Raw genomic sequence first — 19,947 nt, 5'->3', positions numbered from 1 at the left:
AGGCGGATGTGATCCACAGTTATCAAATGATGCTGGAGAACAAATGCCAGATGCATGTGGTGATGAAATTACAGTAACTTGGACTATCACCGATACATGTCTTGATCCTGCCATTACAGCATCTGCTACCTTTACGGTAACTGCTCCTGATCCATTAGTAATCAGCGATGTTCAAGACACTTTAATTCCTGGTTGTTATTATGGAACACAAGGTGATTTGGATGCCGCATTTGCTTTATGGCTAGAAGGATTTACTGTAATTGGCGGTTGTGATCCTCAAGGTGTTTTTGCTGAAACTTATACTGCACCAGACAGAGCCCAAGGCGGTTTTGTTGACGTAGTATTTAATGTAACTGACCTTTGTGAAAATGGCAGCGATACAGCAAAATTCACAGTAGAACCTTGTGTAAGAACATTATGTACCTACACTCAAGGTTTCTATGGAAATGAAGGTGGTTTAGGTTGTGATCCTGAATTAGAAGATCGCATAAATGCACAAACCATGATGGAAGCTGCATTAAGCAATGTTGGTGGAACTGTTTATTTTGGTGACTATAATAGTGGAAATGGAAATTACTTTGTAATTACTTCTAGTGATATTACAAATGGAAACATCTTCACTTGGTTACCTGGTGGTGGAACTCCAAAGGCCTTAGAAGGACATGTTACTTACACTAAAAAAATTAAAAATGTCTTTTTGGCACAAACCATTACTTTATTCTTCAATATGGAATTGAATTCCACTCTTGGAAATTGGGAATTGGAAAGTGAGTTCTACACATCAGCTTCTAAAGAATGTGGAAGTGATGAAGGTTACTACAAAACAGAAACATTTAAAATAAGTCAATCTGTAATTGATTATTTAAATGATAATGATAATGGTTATGGTGGTGCAACTGTCGCTACATTATATGCATTGGCCAATGATGTTTTAGGTGGAGTTGTTACTGATATGTCTGCAAGTACCGTAAATGGTGCAGTAGATGCAATCAACAGAGGATTTGATGAATGTAGAATACAACGCAGCGAACCTAATTCTGACGAAGATAGTTATCCAGATTCTATAGACAACTGTATTTCTATTGTAAATGAAGATCAATTAGATACTGATAATGATGGTATGGGTGATGTTTGTGATAGTGATGATGATAATGATGGAGTAGCAGATAATTCTGATTTAAATTCATTAGACCCAAGTATATGTAGAGATATGGATGCTGATGGTTGTGATGATTGTTCAATAGGAACCGATGGTTTTGGACCTTTAGCAGATTATGATACTTCTAATGATGGACCTGACTATAATAGTGATGGTATCTGTGATGTTACTGATCCAGAACCAGCACCTACAGCTACTGCATTATTACAAGTTGTGGTTGTTGAAGAACCAAGATCAGCTGACTTTAAAGCATATCCAGTACCATTTACCGATGTGCTTACTATTGAATACAAATATGAATATGACACCGATGTTAAAATTCAAGTATTTGATGCTAAAGGAATGTTAATTTCTGAAACCGTTGATTCTCAGTACGTAAAAGGAACTGTTGCTAATAAGCAGCTTGATTTGTCAAGAGTTTCAGATCAATCCTTGATTATTCGCTTATCAACAAATAGAGAAAAATTGTCTAAACAAGTTGTTGCGAAATCAGTAGATCAAAGATAATTTATAAACTAACCTAAAAGAAAAAGGTGGTAGATTTAAAAATCTACCGCCTTTTTTTGTTGCATTTGCCCCACCCTTAAATAGCGCTGCAATAATTGTAAGTACCATTTTCTCCAAACTCGATTAAAAGGTCTTCCGAAAAAAAATATAAATCGTTTATTTTATGCATCTTAATTAAAAAAATTAAGCAAAAAAGGACGAAAGATTTAAATCTTTCGCCCTTTTTATTTCAAATAATCATGTAACAATAATAGTCAAATTTTATATCCCGAATCTTCTTTTATTATTCCAGGTAATGCTCTTGGAATTTTTAAAATCGATGGTGTTTTGTCTTGCTTTTTGCTCTTGGTTTTTAACTTTTTTTACAATTTCCATAACGGATTAAATTAGTTGTTATTTACCCTGCAAAAATACAATATATTTCACATCTGTACAATTATTTTATTATATATTTCATATTATTTTAACATTCAGGAAGTCGTTAATTATATTTATAACAATTTTAAAGCAACATTTTAGTTATTACCGTAATTTAAGCTATAAATATTATCATTCCAACATTGTTAATATTTCAGTAAAACTAGCTCTGTTACTGTATGTTGGATCATACTGAACATAACTTATTTTATGGTTTTTATCAATTATATAAGTAGCTGGCACAGGGAGCACATTGTTATTAGTTTCATTATACGCTCTTATGTTATTTATAGTGGATTGAAAGTAGTTAGTAACATTTTGTTCATTTACTTCAAAAGCCACTTTAAAATCGTTCATTATTTTATTATTTACATCGTGAACTATTGAAAATGAAGTTTTTAATCTTTTGGTAGTTTCTTGTATTTTTTCAACCTTTTCAGGGGTTACAACAATTACATAAACTCCCTTTTCAGTTAATTTCTCTAAATTTTCCTGTAAACTAAGCAAATGCTTTCTACAATGAGGGCACCAATTGCCTCGATAAAATACGAGCAATATCTTTTTGTTTTTTAAAATTTCATCCGAGTCAATTGTAGTCTTAAATTGATCAACTCCAACTATGTTAGGCGAAATTTCACCAACTTTTAGATGCTCATTATTAATTTGTGAAATTGCCTTTCCCATAGTAAAGAATAGAAAAAGAGAAACTAAGGTAACTTTCATTTTTTTTTTGATTTTAAATTATTTATATACGTAGTCGAAATAATTTAAAACAATTACATAAAAATATTATTCTTTTGAAGAATCTAAGCTGAGTTTTCCGGAAAGAATATCAAAATACATTTTGAAGTCAGATTTTAAACTCCACAAGGGATATTTAAAAGTTGCGGGTTTGTTTTTTTCAAAAAAGAAATGCCCCACCCAGGCAAAACCATAACCGGCAATTGGAACCATTATCCATAATTTAGGCATGTTATGATATAAAGCCGTAAATGCCAGTGAAAGAACAATTGTCGTCCCAATAACATGCAGCAATCTGCAAATTTTATTGCTGTGTTGTTTTAAATAAAATGGGTAAAATTCTTCAAATGATTTTATAGGCTCTTCCATAAATACTAATTAAAACAGCAATTTACATTATTTATTTTATAAGCTGTATTTAAATCCTACCATCACATTTCCTTTTGGCATAGGCACCAAATTGGTTTCGGTGTATTCAGCATTAAAAATATTATTGGCAATTAATGAAAATTCCATATTATTTTTAAGTACCGCAAGTATTTTAGCGTCCACCACATGGTAATTTTGCCCGTTGGTTCTTTCTACATACCTGTATGAAATATGTTCACTAAAAATTGGACAAAATTTAGTGTCAATACCTGCAGTAAATTGATGTTTGATGCTGTTTATGGAATATTGGGTGAATTGCACTTGATTGTCTTTAATAACATCATCAATGAAGCTATAACCCAAATTAAATTCTTGTTGATATTCCCCTAATTTAAACTGATAATTCAAGTTTGTTTCCAAACCTTGCGCAACCACTTCACTAAAATTTCTGGCTTCCCATTTATCTGCTTCATTGTCTTTGGTCCAGTCAATTAAATTGTCCGATTTCCTGTTAAACAAAGCAACGTCCATTTGAAAATCAGGAATTGTAAATTTAATTCCCAGCTCCTCTGCCAAAGCCGATTCCGCTTCCAAATCAGCATTTCCCTTGGTTGTTGGCCCAACATAATACAAATCGGTATAAGTTGGCACCCGATAGGTATAACCAATATTTCCATACAATTTTACTTTTTCCGATATACGGTAACCAAGATCTAATCCTGGAAATGCTTTGGTGTCAAAATCCGAATAAGAACTAATGGCAACACCTGGCGTAATATCCAGGGTCTCATTCAATAATTCAAATCTATGCTCTATAAACCCGGTTATAGCCGTTCTTTGATGATCGCCTAAATTGTTACTCACCAAAAATATTCTTGAAATATCAAGTCCAACACCTGTTTTTCCCAAACCTGTATTAAAAACGACATTGGTTTCTGCGCCTATTTTATTTGAAATGTGCAAATTTCTATAGTAGGAAGGATTTTCGCGAATGAACAAATACATATCCTCATTTCTTCTCCAATAAATTCTTGGTTTAACAGTGGTTTCTCCAGCAACATAATTAGAAGAAAGTGCCACCAAACTAGTTTGGGTTTCTTCATATTGATCTTTATAAGCAGGGCTCGCATAAAAGCCGTTTGCACCAAATTTACGCTGTCCAAAAGAAGTGATTAAACTATAATTTTTAAAATTGGATTTTAAAAAAGCAGAAACGTTTTCAAAATCCGTATTAAATCTGTATCCATCCGATTCCTGATAACCAGCCGAAGCCAAAATAGCAACTTCTTTAAATTTGTGCGCCAAAGAAACCTCTCCTTTTTTATTGTTATAGGAACCATAATTTAAATTAATGGCTGTCCTATTTTCGGTTACAGATTTTGTGACAATATTTATGGCGCCTGTAAAGGCATTTTGTCCGTAAATACGTGCTGCAGGCCCCTTTATAATTTCAATTCTTTCTATGTTTTCCAAAGACAGAATAGCGTTCATTGTATGATGTCCCGTTTGCGCATCATCCATTTTTACGCCATCAATCAATAACAATGTCTGATCGAAATTTCCGCCTCTTATGTATAAGTCCGACTGCATTCCGTCAATTCCTCTTCTTCTGATATCAACTCCTGCAACATTTTGCAGCATATCGGACAGGTTTGTTGCTGCTGATTTGACAATATCATCGTTCGTTAAAATCGTTATGGTGCGTGAAGTTTTAGAAAAAGGCAAGGATATTCTGTTTGAAGAAACTTCAATTTCTTTTAATTTAATGGTATCCTTTTGAGCATTTACTGAAGTGCTTAAAATTGACAGGGCCAACAATAGGCTGTAATATATTTTCATTAAAATAGATTCATTGTTAGTAGTTGGCAAATCTATTAAAATGTAATTAAAAAGAAAGTGAAATAATAAAAAAAGGCCAAACTTTCGTTTGGCCTTTTTTTTTACTTTTTATGCTTCTCCCGTGGGCCCAAAATTTAATGGGATTGTTGGTTGGTCATAATCCTTTATGTCACCATGACTTTTCTCAAACCTATGAACATTATCTGCAAGCGCTTTTACCAAACGTTTTGCATGTTGCGGAGTTAAAATAATCCTTGATTTTACTTTAGCCTTTGGTTGCCCGGGCATTACACTTATAAAATCAACAACAAATTCTGAAACTGAATGATTGATAATTGCCAAATTAGAATAAATTCCTTCAGCAGTTTTATCGTCCATCTCAATATTTATTTTCCCTTCCTCATTAGGTTTTTGATCGCTCATAACTAAATTTTTGACATCATTTCATCCATTGGCCCAACAATAATATTATCATATTGTTTCATTCCTGTTCCTGCCGGAATACGTTTTCCAACAATAACATTTTCTTTTAAACCTTCCAAGTAATCAATTTTACCGCTAACTGCAGCTTCATTCAATACTTTTGTTGTTTCTTGGAATGATGCAGCAGAAATAAATGATTTCGTTTGTAATGATGCTCTTGTAATTCCTTGCAAAATTTGTTCAGCCGTTGCCGGGTTTGAATCTCTTGCTTCCACCAAATTTTTATCTTCTCTGCGCAATACGGAGTTTTCATCACGTAATTGGCGAGGAGTAATAATTTGTCCTTCTTTTAAAACATCTGAATCACCTGCATTTTCCACAACTTTCAATCCGTAAATTTCATCATTTACTTCAAAGAAGTCGTTTTTATGCACCAATTGATTTTCTAAGAATAAGGTATCTCCAGAATCAATAATTTTTACTTTACGCATCATTTGGCGAACAACCACTTCAAAATGTTTGTCGTTAATTTTCACCCCTTGCAAACGGTAAACCTCCTGAATTTCATTCACCAAATATTCCTGAACTTTTGACGGTCCTTGAATATTTAAGATGTCATCCGGTGCAGTTGCACCTTCAGAAAGTTGCATTCCTGCTTTTATATAATCGTTTTCCTGAACTAAAATTTGGTTTGAAAGCTTGATTAAATACCTTTTAACATCTCCCAATTTAGACTCAACAACTATTTCACGGTTACCTCGTTTAATTTTTCCGAAAGAAACAACACCGTCAATTTCCGAAACTACTGCTGGATTTGATGGATTACGCGCTTCAAATAATTCGGTTACACGTGGTAAACCTCCTGTAATATCACCTGCTTTACCAGATTTACGTGGAATTTTAACAATTATTTTACCTTCAGGTATTTTCTCACCATCTTCTACAATTAAATGGGCACCTAAAGGCAGGTTGTATGATCTTAGTACGTTGTCCTTTTTATCTTTTAGCAATAACGTTGGTATTGTTTTTTTGCTTTTAGATTCAATAATTACTTTTTCCTGAAAACCAGTTTGTTCATCTATTTCAACAAGGTAGTTAACTCCTTTCTCCACATTATCGAATTCAATTTTACCTGCAAATTCAGAAACGATAACACCGTTAAATGGATCCCATTTACAAATAACATCACCTCTTTTAATTTTTTCACCATCTTTTATAAAAATGGTAGATCCATAAGGAATGTTGTTTGTGCTTAAGGTTAATCCGGTTTTATCGTCAACAACTTTAATTTCAGATGTTCTTGAAATTACAATGTTAATTGCATTTCCTTCATTGTCTTTACCTTCAACGGTTTTTAAGTCATCTATTGAAGCTGTTCCTGAAAGTCTTGCAATTAAACTATTTTCTTCTGAAATATTTCCTGCAACCCCTCCAACGTGGAATGTTCTCAATGTTAACTGTGTACCTGGTTCCCCAATTGACTGTGCCGCAACAACGCCTACTGCTTCTCCAATTTGCACCATTTTTCTTGTTGATAAGCTATGCCCGTAACATTTAGCGCAAATACCTTTTTTGGATTCACAAGTTAAAGCAGAACGAACTTCAACGCCATCAAGAGATGAATTTTCGATACGTTTGGCAATTTCAGTAGAAATTTCTTCTCCTGATTTTATAAATAACTCGTCAGTGATAGGATCTGAAACGTCATGCAATGATACACGACCATCAAGTCTTTCACTTAATGATTCAACAATCTCATCATTCTTTTTAAGTGGTTCAACAAATAAACCTCTTAAAGTACCGCAATCTACTTCATTAATAATCACATCTTGCGAAACATCAACCAAACGACGTGTTAAGTAACCCGCATCGGCTGTTTTTAATGCCGTATCCGCCAAACCTTTACGTGCACCGTGTGTAGAAATAAAGTATTCAAGAATTGACAAACCTTCTTTAAAGTTTGACAAAATTGGATTTTCAATAATTTCTCCTCCACCTGATGAAGATTTTTTAGGTTTCGCCATTAATCCACGCATACCTGTTAACTGGCGAATTTGTTCTTTAGAACCCCTTGCACCAGAATCTAGCATCATAAACACAGAGTTAAATCCTTGTTGGTCTTCACGCAAACGTTTCATTGAAAGTTCAGTTAAACGGTTGTTTGTAGAACCCCAAATATCAATTACCTGATTGTAACGCTCTTTATTCGTTAGCATACCCATATTATAGTTTGCTCTAATAGCGTCAACCTGTTCATTTGCATTCGCAATCATTTGAACTTTTTCCGGCGGGATAATAATATCTCCCAAACTGAATGATAAGCCTCCACGGAATGCAAATTTGTATCCCATATCCTTCATATCATCAAGGAATTTTCCGGTTGTTGGCACATCTGTCATTTTCAGAACTTGCCCAATAATATCTCGTAAGTTTTTCTTATTTAATACTTCATTGACATAACCTGCTTTCTCAGGAACTACTTCATTAAATAAAACCCTTCCAACAGTTGTTTCAATTATTTGTGAAACCAATTCCCCTTCTGCATTAAAATCTTTTGTTCTAACTTTAATAACCGCATTAAGTTCAACTGCTTTTTCGTTGAATGCAATGGTTACTTCTTCAGGAGAATAAAAAGTCAATCCTTCTCCTTTTACTTTACGCTCAGGAGTTGATTTTCTTTCTTTGGTCATATAATACAATCCCAAAACCATGTCTTGAGAAGGCACTGTAATAGGGGCTCCGTTTGCCGGATTTAAAATATTATGTGATGCTAACATCAATAATTGACATTCTAAAATAGCTTCAGGGCCTAATGGTAAATGTACTGCCATTTGGTCACCATCAAAATCGGCATTAAATGCAGTACAAACCAGTGGGTGTAACTGAATTGCTTTTCCTTCAATTAATTTTGGTTGAAAAGCCTGAATACCCAAACGGTGTAATGTAGGAGCACGGTTCAGCAATACAGGATGTCCTTTTAAAACATTTTCTAAAATATCCCATACAACCGGTTCTCTTTTATCTATAATTTTCTTTGCAGATTTTACTGTTTTTACAATACCTCTTTCAATCAATTTTCTGATAACAAATGGCTTGTACAATTCAGCTGCCATATCTTTTGGCAATCCGCATTCGAATAATTTTAATTCTGGTCCAACAACAATTACAGAACGTGCAGAATAATCAACACGTTTCCCCAATAAGTTTTGACGGAAACGTCCTTGCTTACCTTTTAAGGAATCTGATAATGATTTTAACGGACGGTTTGATTCTGTTTTTACTGCTGAAGATTTACGCGTGTTGTCAAATAATGAATCCACAGATTCCTGTAACATACGTTTTTCATTACGTAAAATTACCTCAGGAGCTTTTATTTCAACCAATCTTTTTAAACGATTGTTTCTTATAATAACTCTTCGGTATAAATCATTTAAATCGGAAGTGGCAAAACGGCCACCATCCAACGGCACCAACGGACGTAATTCTGGTGGTGTCACAGGAATCACTTTCATGATCATCCATTCCGGACGATTCTCTCTGTTTTTGCCTGCATCTCTAAAAGCCTCAACTACGTTTAGTCTTTTTAATGCTTCTGTTTTACGTTGTTTAGATGTTTCTGTGTTTGCTTTATGACGAAGTTCATAAGACAATTCATCTAAATTGATACGGTTAAATAAATCAATTAAACACTCAGCACCCATTTTAGCGATGAACTTTTCTGGGTCATTGTCGTCTAAATATCTATTTTCAACAGGAAATGATTCAAGAATATCCAAGTATTCTTCTTCCGTTAAGAAATCCATTTTTTGCAATGGTTCTCCGGCAGCATTTGAAGCTCCGGCAGGTTGAATGACTACATAACGTTCGTAGTAAATAATCATGTCTAACTTTTTTGAAGGCAACCCTAAAAGGTAACCCATTTTGTTAGGCAATGATCTAAAATACCAGATATGAGCAACAGGAACAACCAAATTAATGTGTCCTACTCTATCTCTACGAACTTTTTTCTCAGTTACTTCAACGCCGCAACGGTCACAAACTATTCCTTTATAGCGAATTCTCTTGTACTTTCCGCAAGCACATTCAAAATCTTTTATTGGTCCAAAAATTCGCTCACAAAACAATCCATCTCTTTCAGGTTTGTGAGTTCGGTAATTGATAGTTTCCGGCTTTAAAACTTCTCCATTTGATTTCTCAAGAATCACTTCTGGAGACGCCAATCCAATAGAAATTTTATTGAATTTTTTTACAGTGTATTTATTATCGGTTTTTCTGGCCATAATATGTTAATAATGGATTCGAATTTAAAAATGTAAAAATATTATTGAATAGTCAGGAAACAATGGTGCCTCCTGACTATCATTTTTTGTTATTCCTCTAATCTAACGTCCAATCCAAGACCTCTTAGTTCGTGCATTAATACGTTAAATGATTCTGGCAATCCTGGTTCTGGCATATCATCACCTTTTACAATAGCCTCGTAAGTTTTGGCTCTACCCAAAACATCATCAGATTTTACTGTTAAGATTTCACGCAAGGTACTTGATGCTCCATAAGCTTCAAGTGCCCAAACCTCCATCTCACCAAAACGCTGACCTCCAAATTGTGCTTTACCACCCAATGGCTGTTGTGTAATTAATGAATATGGTCCAATTGAACGTGCGTGCATTTTGTCATCAATCATATGGCCTAATTTGATCATATAAATAACGCCTACTGTTGCAGGTTGGTCAAAACGTTCTCCTGTACCTCCATCATATAAGTACGTATGGCCATGTTTTGGAATTCCGGCATCTTCAATTAACTGATTAATCTGGTCAATTTTAGCGCCATCAAAAATTGGTGTTGCAAATTTCTTGTCAAGTTTCTGACCAGCCCATCCAAGAACCGTTTCATAGATTTGTCCAATATTCATACGTGAAGGCACACCAAGCGGGTTCAACACAATATCAACCGGAGTTCCATCTTCTAAGAACGGCATGTCTTCCTGACGAACGATACGGGCAACAATACCTTTATTACCATGACGTCCGGCCATTTTATCACCCACTTTTAACTTACGTTTTTTAGCGATGTAAATTTTGGCAAGTTTTAAAATTCCTGCAGGCAATTCATCACCCACTGAAACCGTAAATTTCTCACGACGTAAAGATCCTTGTAAATCATTTACTTTGATTTTGTAATTGTGAATCAATTCATTCACAAGCATATTAATATGGTCATCTGTAGTCCAAACTCCCCTAGTTAAATAAACAAAATCAGGAACTGCGTTTAGCATTTTTAACGTAAACTTTTTACCTTTTTGAAGAATTTCTTCTCCCAAATCGTTCATCACTCCCTGAGAAGTTTTTCCACTGATTAAGTTGAATAATTTTTCGGTTAAAACAGTACGTAAATCTTCTAATTTTGCAGTATACTTGTGCTCTAAATTGCTAATACTGATTTTATCTTTAGCTCTTTTAGACTTGTCTTTTACAGCACGCTCAAATAACTTTTTATCAATAACTACCCCACGCAATGATGGAGAAGCTTTTAATGAAGCATCTTTTACGTCGCCAGCTTTGTCACCAAAAATAGCTCTCAATAATTTCTCTTCAGGTGTTGGATCAGATTCTCCTTTAGGCGTAATTTTACCGATTAAAATATCTCCCGGTTTTACTTCTGCACCAATACGAATCATTCCATTTTCATCCAAATCTTTTGTAGCTTCTTCAGAAACATTTGGAATGTCGTTTGTCAATTCTTCAGCACCTAATTTTGTATCTCTAACATCCATTGAATATTCATCAATATGAATAGAAGTGAAAATATCTTCTTTCACCACTTTTTCAGAAATAACAATTGCATCCTCAAAGTTGTATCCTTTCCAAGGCATAAAAGCCACCTTCATATTTCTTCCCAAAGCCAATTCACCGTTTTGTGTGGCATAACCTTCACAAAGCACCTGGCCTTCTTCAACCCTGTCTCCTTTTTTAACAATAGGTTTTAGATTGATTGAAGTTCCTTGGTTTGTTTTTCTAAACTTGATTAGATTGTATGTTTTACTGTCGCTTTCGAAGCTAACCATGCGCTCTTCATCAGTTTTATCATATTTAATTTTAATGGTGTTGGCATCAACATATTCAACAGTACCTTCTCCTTCAGCATTGATTAAAATACGTGAATCTTTTGCAACTCTTCTCTCCAAACCTGTACCAACAATTGGTGCTTCAGGTCTGATTAAAGGAACCGCCTGACGCATCATATTCGATCCCATTAAGGCACGGTTTGCATCATCATGCTCCAAAAATGGAATTAAAGAAGCTGAGATTGAGGCAATTTGATTAGGAGCAACATCCATAAAGTTTACCGCTTTCGGCTCAACTACAGGATAATCTGCTTCTTCACGAACAATTATTTTGTCGTTCACAAAATTACCTTCATTATCTAAAGGAAGATTTGATTGAGCAAACTTCATTCCCTCTTCTTCTTCAGCACTTAAATAAGCTGGTTCATCATTAATATTAACCTGACCATTAGTTACCTTTCTGTAAGGAGTCTCAATAAATCCTAGATTATTCACTTTTGCAAAAACCGCCAAAGATGAAATTAACCCAATATTTGGTCCCTCTGGAGTTTCAATTGGACATAAACGGCCATAGTGTGTAAAGTGAACGTCACGAACCTCAAATCCTGCTCTTTCTCTGGATAAACCTCCAGGTCCTAGCGCTGATAATCTTCGTTTATGCGTAATCTCAGCCAATGGATTGGTCTGATCCATAAATTGAGACAATTGGTTTGTCCCAAAAAACGAATTGATTACAGATGACAACGTTTTTGCGTTTATCAAATCAATTGGCGTAAAAACCTCATTATCACGCACATTCATACGTTCGCGAATGGTTCTTGCCATACGAGAAAGGCCAACGCCAAACTGGCTAGCCAATTGCTCGCCAACAGTACGCACACGACGGTTTGATAAATGGTCAATATCATCAACTTCTGCTTTTGAATTGACTAATTTTATCAAGTTTTTGATAATGGTAATAATATCTTCTTTAGTTAAAACTTTTGCATCAATATCAACATTCAAGTTTAACTTTTTATTCATTCTGTAACGTCCAACTTCACCTAAATTGTAGCGTTGTTCTGAGAAGAATAATTTATCAATAATACCTTTTGCAGTTTCGAAATCAGGCGGTTCAGCGTTACGCAACTGTCTGTAAATATGTTCAACAGCTTCTTTTTCAGAGTTTGTTGGATCTTTTTGTAAGGTATTGTGAATAATGGCATAATCAGCCATTTCATTATCTTCTTTATGAAGCAGGATTGTTTTTGATCCTGACTCAATAATTTCTTCTATTTGGTCTTTTTCTAAAATGGTATCTCTGTCCAATACGATTTCATTTCTTTCTATAGAAACAACCTCGCCGGTATCTTCATCAACAAAATCTTCAAACCAGGTTTTTAAAACACGTGCGGCCAGTTTTCTGCCTATATATTTTTTAAGTCCGCTTTTAGAAACTTTAATTTCTTCTGCAAGATCAAAAATTTCCAAAATATCTTTATCTCTTTCATAACCAATAGCTCTGAACAAAGTGGTTACCGGCAATTTTTTCTTTCTATCAATATAAGCATACATTACTTGATTGATATCAGTTGCAAATTCTATCCAAGAACCTTTAAAAGGAATTACCCTTGCTGAATATAATTTTGTTCCATTTGCGTGGAATGACTGCCCAAAGAATACCCCTGGTGAACGATGCAATTGAGAAACCACAACCCTTTCAGCACCATTAATTACAAAGGTACCACTGTGTGTCATGTATGGAATTGTACCAAGATAAACATCTTGTACAATTGTTTCAAAATCTTCGTGCTCAGGATCAGTACAATAGAGTTTTAAACGCGCTTTTAAAGGCACGCAATAGGTTAAACCTCTTTCGATACATTCTTGAATTGAATATCTAGGCGGATCTACAAAGTAGTCCACGAACTCTAACACAAATTGGTTGCGAGTATCACTAATTGGGAAGTTGTCGAGGAAGGTTTTATATAATCCTTCGGTACTTCTTTCGTCAGCTTTGGTTTTTAGTTGAAAAAAATCTTGAAATGATTTTACTTGAATATCTAAAAAATCAGGATATTCCATTACCAATTTAGCTGATGCGAAGTTTATTCTTTCGGTGATTTTTTTTGTTGCCAATGGACAAAAACTTTAAGTTAATAAAAACTATGAAAATATAAGAACGAATATATACACAAAGCGGTTTAGGTCTGAGGCTTTCACCCAGACCTAAACCTTAAATTGTGTTAGCTAATGAAAGCTTATTTAAGCTCAACCTCAGCTCCAGCTTCTTCTAATGCAGCTTTTAAACCTTCTGCTTCATCTTTAGAAATACCTTCTTTAATTGGTGCTGGTGCGCTATCTACAATACCTTTAGCTTCTTTAAGGCCTAAACCGGTTAATTCCTTAACCAATTTAACGACTGCTAATTTAGAGTCTCCAGCTGCTTTTAAAATTACATCGAATTCAGTTTTTACTTCTGCTTCTTCTTCACCTCCACCTGCTGCAGGACCTGCTGCCGCAACTGCTGCTGCCGGTTCAATACCGTATTCATCTTTTAATATTTTAGCCAACTCATTTACTTCTTTAACTGTTAAGTTAACAAGTTTCTCTGCGAAATCTTTTAAATCTGCCATTTCTCTTTGTTTAAATTTTATTATTTAGTTTATTTAGTGCGCGTATTTATTTTTCTGATAATGTTGTAAGAATTCCAGATAATTTATTACCTCCTGATTGCAATGCTGAAATAACATTTTTAGCAGGCGATTGTAATAAAGTAATGATATCTCCAATAACTTGTTCTTTAGATTTTATGTTAACCAAAGACTCTAATTGATTGTCACCAATATAGATTGCTTCTTCAACATAAGCTCCTTTTAACAAAGGAATAAGTGATTTTTTTCTGAAATCTTTAATTAATTTAGCCGGAGCATTACTTGATTCGGATATCATTAAAGAAGTGTTTCCTTTTAATACCGATGGTAAATCTCCGAAATCTTTATCAGATTTGTCCATTGCTTTATTAAGCAATGTGTTTTTAACAACTGCCAGTTTTATATTTGCTTTAAAACAAGCTCTGCGTAAATTTGATGTTTGTAAAGCATTTAACCCTGATATATCTGCAAAATAGATAACCTTTCCGTCAGTTAATTTGGTTGTTAAAGCTTCTATTACTTGTGATTTTTCTTCTCTCGTCATAATTACTAAGTTTTAACTTTAATTAAACTGATTTTGTGTCAATATTAACTCCAGGGCTCATTGTACTTGAAATATAAATACTTTTAATATAAGTTCCTTTAGCCGTTGTAGGCTTAAGTTTTACCAAAGTATTGATGATTTCATGTGCATTGTCAGTAATTTGTTCGGCATCAAATGATGCTTTCCCAATACCTGCGTGTACAATACCAGTTTTATCAACTCTAAAGTCAATTTTACCAGCTTTAACTTCCTTTACTGCTTTTGCAACGTCCATTGTAACTGTACCTGTTTTAGGGTTTGGCATTAAACCTCTTGGCCCTAAAACACGACCTAAGGGACCTAATTTACCCATTACACTTGGCATAGTGATAATAACATCCACATCAGTCCAACCCTCTTTAATTTTTTGAAGGTATTCATCTAATCCAACATAATCAGCGCCAGCTTCTGTAGCTTCTGCTTCTTTATCTGGAGTTACCAATGCCAATACTTTAACATCTTTTCCGGTTCCGTGCGGTAATGTAACTACGCCTCTAACCATTTGATTCGCTTTACGAGGATCTACTCCCAATCTAACAGCTATATCAATAGATGCATCGAAATTTACACTTGTAATTTCTTTTACTAAAGCGGAAGCGTCTTTTAAAGAGTATGCAAGATTTTTATCAATCTTAGCATGTGCTTCTTTTTGCTTTTTAGTTAATTTTGCCATTTTAATAACTGTTTTATTTTTTTATAGGAGCTTCTCCACTTACATTAACACCCATTGAGCGTGCTGTACCAGCCATCATAATCATAGCTGATTCGATTGTAAATGCATTTAAATCTTGCATTTTATCTTCAGCAATAACTCTTAATTGATCCCAGCTTACTGTAGCTACCTTGTTACGGTTAGGTTCAGAAGAACCCTTTTTAACTTTAGCAGCTTCCATAATTTGCATTGCCGCTGGTGGAGTTTTAACAACAAACTCAAAAGACTTGTCTTTATAAACAGTAATTGCTACTGGTAAAATCTTTCCTTGTTTGTCTTGAGTTCTTGCATTAAATTGCTTACAGAACTCCATAATATTAACTCCGGCAGCACCCAAAGCAGGTCCAACTGGTGGTGATGGGTTTGCCGCACCTCCTCTAACCTGTAATTTTACTACTTTACTAATTTCTTTTGCCATCTTTAAATCTTAAATTATATATTATACAAAAATTGGAAGCTAATGCATAATATCTCTCATTATTTCTGTAACAATTATGAAATTTTTTCAACTTGCATGTAACTTAATTCTAATGGCGTTTTTCTGCCAAAAATCTTAACCATTACTTCAAGTTTTCTTTTTTCTTCATTTATTTTTTCAATAGTGCCGTCAAAACCATTAAATGGTCCATCAATTACTTTTACCGTTTCTCCAACAGTAAAAGGAATTGCAACATTATCATTTTGAACTGATAACTCATCAACTTTGCCCAGCATTCGGTTAATTTCAGATTTTCTCATAGGTACAGGATCTCCTCCTTTAACCTCTCCTAAAAATCCGATAACTCCAGGAATTGATTTAATGATATGCGGCAGTTCACCACTTAAGTTTGCTTCAATCATTACATACCCAGGAAAATAAACACGTTCTTTGTTTATTTTTTTTCCATTACGCACTTGAATAACTTTTTCTGAGGGTACAAGAACTCTATCAACATAATCGGTCATGCCTAAACGGGCAATCTCATTTTCGATATAAGTTTTCACCTTATTCTCTTGTCCTCCAATTGCTCTAACAACATACCATTTTTTAACAGAATCTGTCATACTAATTTTACCAATTAAAATAGTTTAAAATATTCAGTTAATACTGATTGAAAAACTTTATCTACAGCAAATACCGCCAATGCAAATAATATTGTAAATATAGCAACAACAACAGTCGATTTTTGAGCTTCTTCCCAAGAAATCCAGGAGACTTTATTGCGTAACTCTTCAAATGAGTCTCTTATGTAATTGATTAAATTCATTTTTTCAAATTTTGCACGGGTGGAGAGACTCGAACTCCCGACACCTGGTTTTGGAGACCAGTGCTCTACCAACTGAGCTACACCCGTAAATACAAGGTGCCCCTCTTATAAGAAGCACCTATAATTTATCTTGTATCAGGTGTATTTTATTAATCTAATAATTCTGTTACTTGACCTGCACCAACTGTTCTACCACCTTCACGGATTGCAAAACGTAAACCAACATTTAATGCGATTTTTTGATGTAATTCTACGTGAATCGTTAAGTTATCACCTGGCATAACCATCTCAACACCTTCAGGAAGCATAATTGTACCTGTTACATCCGTTGTACGAACGTAAAACTGTGGGCGATAGTTATTATGGAATGGTGTATGACGACCACCTTCTTCTTTTTTAAGAACGTAAACCTCAGCTTTAAATTTACCATGTGGTGTAACCGATTTTGGTTTGCAAATTACCATACCTCTTTTGATATCTTCTTTTGCAATACCTCTTAATAAGATACCAACGTTATCACCTGCTTCACCTCTATCTAATATTTTACGGAACATTTCAACTCCAGTAACTGTAGAAGTTAATTTTTCAGCTCCCATACCAATAATCTCAACTGCATCACCTGTATTTGCAACACCTGTTTCTATACGACCAGTTGCAACTGTACCACGACCAGTAATTGAAAATACATCTTCAACCGGCATAAGGAAAGGTTTGTCAATATCACGTGTTGGTAATTCAATCCAAGTATCAACGGCATCCATCAATTCAATAACTTTATCCATCCATTTTGGCTCTTTGTTTAAAGCACCTAAAGCAGATCCTTGAATAACTGGAGTGTTGTCACCATCATAGTCATAGAAAGACAATAAATCTCTGATTTCCATTTCTACAAGTTCCAATAACTCTTCGTCATCAACCATATCCACTTTATTCATGAATACAACCAATCTTGGAATACCAACCTGACGACCTAATAAGATATGCTCTCTAGTCTGAGGCATTGGTCCGTCTGTTGCAGCAACAACGATGATTGCGCCGTCCATTTGTGCAGCACCAGTTACCATGTTTTTAACGTAATCGGCGTGACCTGGACAGTCAACGTGAGCATAGTGACGATTCGCTGTTGAATATTCTACGTGTGCGGTATTGATAGTGATACCTCTTTCTTTCTCCTCTGGAGCATTATCAATTTGATCAAAGTTTTTTATTTCACAAAATCCTTTTTCTGCTAATACTACAGTAATAGCAGCTGTTAAAGTTGTTTTACCGTGATCAACGTGTCCAATTGTCCCGATGTTTAAATGTGGTTTTGAACGATCAAAGGTTGCTTTTGCCATGATTATTAAATTTTAATTTTTAAATCTTAGTTATATAATAGTGTTAATTTCAATTCTAATTTTGAGCCAATGATGGGATTTGAACCCATGACCTCTTCCTTACCAAGGAAACGCTCTACCCCTGAGCTACACCGGCCAAAAAAAAGAGCGAGAGACCGGGCTCGAACCGGCGACAGTCAGCTTGGAAGGCTGAAGCTCTACCAACTGAGCTACTCTCGCAATATTTTTTTTTCATTTCCCTAATGTTTTATATTACTATAAAACATTTGTGGTGAGAGAAGGATTCGAACCTTCGAAGCTTGCGCAGCAGATTTACAGTCTGCCCTCGTTGGCCACTTGAGTATCTCACCATTTTTCAAAGATCTGGCCGATAGAGATACTTCTTCGACTGCGCTCGGAATAAAATTTCCACTTTTACACCATCTAAATCACTTCCATTTGAAGTCATTTTTCATCTGAGCATTATTTCAAATTTTTGAGCCGATAGAGGGACTCGAACCCACGACCTGCTGATTACAAATCAGCTGCTCTAGCCAGCTGAGCTACATCGGCTTTTTACTCCATAAAAGAAGCCCGCTATTTCTAACGGACTGCAAATGTATTAAAGTTTTATTTTTTAAACAAAACTTTTATGATAATTTTTAATATTTTATTTTTCACGTACTTTTTCTTTCTCTTTGGTTAACTTTCTTTTAAGAGAATCTACCGCGACCATAGTGCCTTCCTCAAATGTTTTGCATTGTTTTTTAACTACAATATCATTCCCCGGAATATTAATTTTAATATCAACCAATTTATTCTCCTTTTCACTCGTTTGTTGCACCTTTAAAAACACTTCAGAATCTACAATTTTATCATAATACTTTTCCAAACTGGCTACTTTTTTCTCAACAAAATCAATAAGCTCCCTGTCTGCATTAAAATTCACAGATTGTACAATTACTTTCATAATAAATCAGTTTTTTTGGCTCCTTGGGTGGGCCTGGTTATATACTTCCTTTAATTTCCCCAAACTACTGTGGGTATAAATTTGTGTTGACGCTAAACTAGAATGTCCAAGTAATTCTTTTACTGCGTTTAAATCAGCACCTTCATTAAGCAGGTGTGTTGCAAAAGAATGCCTTATTACATGAGGGCTTTTTTTAACTTTTGATGACACCGCACTAAAATAATTATTTATTACACGATACACAAGTGTATCATATATTTTTTTACCGCTTTTTGTTAAAAATAAATAAGGCTCCTCGTTTTCAATTTCCCCCCTGAACTCATGATATTTTTTTAATGATTCCCGCACTGATTTTAATAACGGAATATAACGTTCCTTATTCCGCTTTCCTAATACTTTAACAGTTTCATTAACATCATCTATATCGGTAATTTTAATATTGATAAGTTCATTTCTCCGCATTCCGGTTGAATAAAACAATTCAACAATTAATTTATTTCGCACTGATTCAAAATCACCTTCTTTATCTACTGCATTTAGAACGCTAAAAATTTCTTTTTCTGAAAAAGGAACCTGAACTTGTTTCAATACTTTTAAAGCCTGATGCTTCACTAAAGGATTTACCTCTATTTGTTTTATTTTCTGAAGAAATTTATAAAATGATTTTAAAGAGGAGACTTTTCTGTTTATGGAACGATTGGAAATCTTTGAATTCACCAAACTAACAATCCAATTTCTGATTTGAGCATAATTAACAGTTGCGATGCTTTCATTGCCAAATTCCTGATCGCAAAATGCTTGAAATGAATTTAAATCGTTTTGATAAGCCGTTATGGTGTGTTTCGAATATTTTTTTTCTAAGGCTAGGTAATTTAAAAATGAGGTTATGGGCATAAAAAAACCGTTAGTACACAAATTTACGAATTGTTATTTGTATTTACTAACGGTTTATGGAAATGGTTAA

Annotated in this window: 15 protein-coding genes, 5 tRNA genes and 1 pseudogene; 1 reads left to right on the top strand and 20 read right to left on the bottom strand. The window is 34.5% G+C overall.

The annotated features are described in order from the left end of the window. Positions 1-1,666 (top strand): annotated as a pseudogene (locus tag ABY285_RS03645) (hypothetical protein); the annotation flags it as partial. Between the two features lie 549 nt (positions 1,667-2,215). On the opposite strand, the gene ABY285_RS03640 reads toward ABY285_RS03645, so the two are convergent. From ABY285_RS03640 to ABY285_RS03545, 20 genes are all read right to left on the bottom strand, one after another. Further along, complete coding sequence (locus ABY285_RS03640) at positions 2,216-2,806, bottom strand: peroxiredoxin-like family protein (protein ID WP_372767118.1); 591 nt, start codon at positions 2,804-2,806, stop codon at positions 2,216-2,218. Between the two features lie 66 nt (positions 2,807-2,872). Next, on the bottom strand, positions 2,873-3,193 hold the full coding sequence (locus ABY285_RS03635; protein ID WP_372767116.1) for an Mpo1-like protein: 321 nt from the start codon (positions 3,191-3,193) through the stop codon (positions 2,873-2,875). A 36-nt stretch (positions 3,194-3,229) separates the two neighbouring features. Beyond that, positions 3,230-5,032: a TonB-dependent receptor gene (locus ABY285_RS03630; protein WP_372767114.1), complete on the bottom strand. Its 1,803-nt coding sequence runs from the start codon at positions 5,030-5,032 to the stop codon at positions 3,230-3,232. Positions 5,033-5,140: 108 nt separating this feature from the next. Next, entirely contained in the window at positions 5,141-5,455 is a 315-nt protein-coding gene (locus tag ABY285_RS03625) for a DUF3467 domain-containing protein (RefSeq protein WP_372767112.1), read from the bottom strand. A gap of 2 nt (positions 5,456-5,457) precedes the next feature. Next, positions 5,458-9,735 carry a DNA-directed RNA polymerase subunit beta' gene (gene rpoC, locus ABY285_RS03620; protein WP_372767110.1) on the bottom strand — a complete coding sequence of 1,426 codons (4,278 nt, stop codon included), beginning with the start codon at positions 9,733-9,735 and terminating at the stop codon, positions 5,458-5,460. 89 nt (positions 9,736-9,824) lie between these two features. Next, complete coding sequence (gene rpoB, locus ABY285_RS03615; RefSeq protein ID WP_372767108.1) at positions 9,825-13,640, bottom strand: DNA-directed RNA polymerase subunit beta; 3,816 nt, start codon at positions 13,638-13,640, stop codon at positions 9,825-9,827. 122 nt (positions 13,641-13,762) lie between these two features. After that, complete coding sequence (gene rplL, locus ABY285_RS03610; RefSeq protein ID WP_372767106.1) at positions 13,763-14,137, bottom strand: 50S ribosomal protein L7/L12; 375 nt, start codon at positions 14,135-14,137, stop codon at positions 13,763-13,765. A 46-nt stretch (positions 14,138-14,183) separates the two neighbouring features. After that, the gene (gene rplJ, locus ABY285_RS03605) at positions 14,184-14,699 is read right to left on the bottom strand and encodes a 50S ribosomal protein L10 (protein ID WP_372767104.1); all 516 of its coding nucleotides are present in this window, start codon (positions 14,697-14,699) and stop codon (positions 14,184-14,186) included. A 22-nt stretch (positions 14,700-14,721) separates the two neighbouring features. Continuing rightward, positions 14,722-15,411: a 50S ribosomal protein L1 gene (gene rplA / locus ABY285_RS03600; protein ID WP_372767102.1), complete on the bottom strand. Its 690-nt coding sequence runs from the start codon at positions 15,409-15,411 to the stop codon at positions 14,722-14,724. Positions 15,412-15,424: 13 nt separating this feature from the next. Continuing rightward, entirely contained in the window at positions 15,425-15,868 is a 444-nt protein-coding gene (rplK, locus tag ABY285_RS03595; RefSeq protein WP_372767100.1) for a 50S ribosomal protein L11, read from the bottom strand. Positions 15,869-15,942: 74 nt separating this feature from the next. After that, positions 15,943-16,494: a transcription termination/antitermination protein NusG gene (gene nusG, locus ABY285_RS03590; RefSeq protein ID WP_372767098.1), complete on the bottom strand. Its 552-nt coding sequence runs from the start codon at positions 16,492-16,494 to the stop codon at positions 15,943-15,945. 14 nt (positions 16,495-16,508) lie between these two features. Continuing rightward, the gene (gene secE / locus ABY285_RS03585; RefSeq protein ID WP_372767096.1) at positions 16,509-16,697 is read right to left on the bottom strand and encodes a preprotein translocase subunit SecE; all 189 of its coding nucleotides are present in this window, start codon (positions 16,695-16,697) and stop codon (positions 16,509-16,511) included. Between the two features lie 14 nt (positions 16,698-16,711). Beyond that, positions 16,712-16,784, bottom strand: a tRNA-Trp gene (locus ABY285_RS03580). Between the two features lie 62 nt (positions 16,785-16,846). Beyond that, on the bottom strand, positions 16,847-18,034 hold the full coding sequence (gene tuf, locus ABY285_RS03575) for an elongation factor Tu (RefSeq protein WP_372767094.1): 1,188 nt from the start codon (positions 18,032-18,034) through the stop codon (positions 16,847-16,849). A gap of 64 nt (positions 18,035-18,098) precedes the next feature. Next, positions 18,099-18,170, bottom strand: a tRNA-Thr gene (locus ABY285_RS03570). Positions 18,171-18,180: 10 nt separating this feature from the next. Beyond that, a tRNA-Gly gene (locus tag ABY285_RS03565) sits at positions 18,181-18,253 on the bottom strand. 50 nt (positions 18,254-18,303) lie between these two features. Further along, positions 18,304-18,384: transfer RNA gene (locus ABY285_RS03560), tRNA-Tyr, on the bottom strand. 128 nt (positions 18,385-18,512) lie between these two features. Further along, positions 18,513-18,586 (bottom strand) — tRNA-Thr (locus tag ABY285_RS03555). A 97-nt stretch (positions 18,587-18,683) separates the two neighbouring features. Next, positions 18,684-18,983: a ribosome hibernation-promoting factor, HPF/YfiA family gene (hpf, locus tag ABY285_RS03550; RefSeq protein WP_372767092.1), complete on the bottom strand. Its 300-nt coding sequence runs from the start codon at positions 18,981-18,983 to the stop codon at positions 18,684-18,686. Between the two features lie 6 nt (positions 18,984-18,989). Then, positions 18,990-19,877, bottom strand: a complete 888-nt coding sequence (locus ABY285_RS03545) for a tyrosine-type recombinase/integrase (RefSeq protein ID WP_372767090.1) — start codon at positions 19,875-19,877, stop codon at positions 18,990-18,992. Positions 19,878-19,947: the final 70 nt, after the last annotated feature.

This window comes from Lutibacter sp., from assembly GCF_041555395.1.
Classification (GTDB): Bacteria; Bacteroidota; Bacteroidia; order Flavobacteriales; family Flavobacteriaceae; genus Lutibacter.
This window is presented reverse-complemented; position numbering and strand designations above follow the sequence as displayed.

What these genes read in the sequence shown, in the direction of transcription:
- ABY285_RS03640 (WP_372767118.1), bottom strand. Translation starts at nt 2,806, where the DNA reads ATGAAAGTTACCTTAGTTTCTCTTTTTCTATTCTTTACTATGGGAAAG.
- ABY285_RS03625 (WP_372767112.1), bottom strand. Translation starts at nt 5,455, where the DNA reads ATGAGCGATCAAAAACCTAATGAGGAAGGGAAAATAAATATTGAGATG.
- ABY285_RS03635 (WP_372767116.1), bottom strand. Translation starts at nt 3,193, where the DNA reads ATGGAAGAGCCTATAAAATCATTTGAAGAATTTTACCCATTTTATTTA.
- ABY285_RS03545 (WP_372767090.1), bottom strand. Translation starts at nt 19,877, where the DNA reads ATGCCCATAACCTCATTTTTAAATTACCTAGCCTTAGAAAAAAAATAT.
- rplL (WP_372767106.1), bottom strand. Translation starts at nt 14,137, where the DNA reads ATGGCAGATTTAAAAGATTTCGCAGAGAAACTTGTTAACTTAACAGTT.
- ABY285_RS03630 (WP_372767114.1), bottom strand. Translation starts at nt 5,032, where the DNA reads ATGAAAATATATTACAGCCTATTGTTGGCCCTGTCAATTTTAAGCACT.
- hpf (WP_372767092.1), bottom strand. Translation starts at nt 18,983, where the DNA reads ATGAAAGTAATTGTACAATCTGTGAATTTTAATGCAGACAGGGAGCTT.
- rpoC (WP_372767110.1), bottom strand. Translation starts at nt 9,735, where the DNA reads ATGGCCAGAAAAACCGATAATAAATACACTGTAAAAAAATTCAATAAA.
- rplK (WP_372767100.1), bottom strand. Translation starts at nt 15,868, where the DNA reads ATGGCAAAAGAAATTAGTAAAGTAGTAAAATTACAGGTTAGAGGAGGT.
- rplA (WP_372767102.1), bottom strand. Translation starts at nt 15,411, where the DNA reads ATGGCAAAATTAACTAAAAAGCAAAAAGAAGCACATGCTAAGATTGAT.
- nusG (WP_372767098.1), bottom strand. Translation starts at nt 16,494, where the DNA reads ATGACAGATTCTGTTAAAAAATGGTATGTTGTTAGAGCAATTGGAGGA.
- rplJ (WP_372767104.1), bottom strand. Translation starts at nt 14,699, where the DNA reads ATGACGAGAGAAGAAAAATCACAAGTAATAGAAGCTTTAACAACCAAA.
- tuf (WP_372767094.1), bottom strand. Translation starts at nt 18,034, where the DNA reads ATGGCAAAAGCAACCTTTGATCGTTCAAAACCACATTTAAACATCGGG.
- secE (WP_372767096.1), bottom strand. Translation starts at nt 16,697, where the DNA reads ATGAATTTAATCAATTACATAAGAGACTCATTTGAAGAGTTACGCAAT.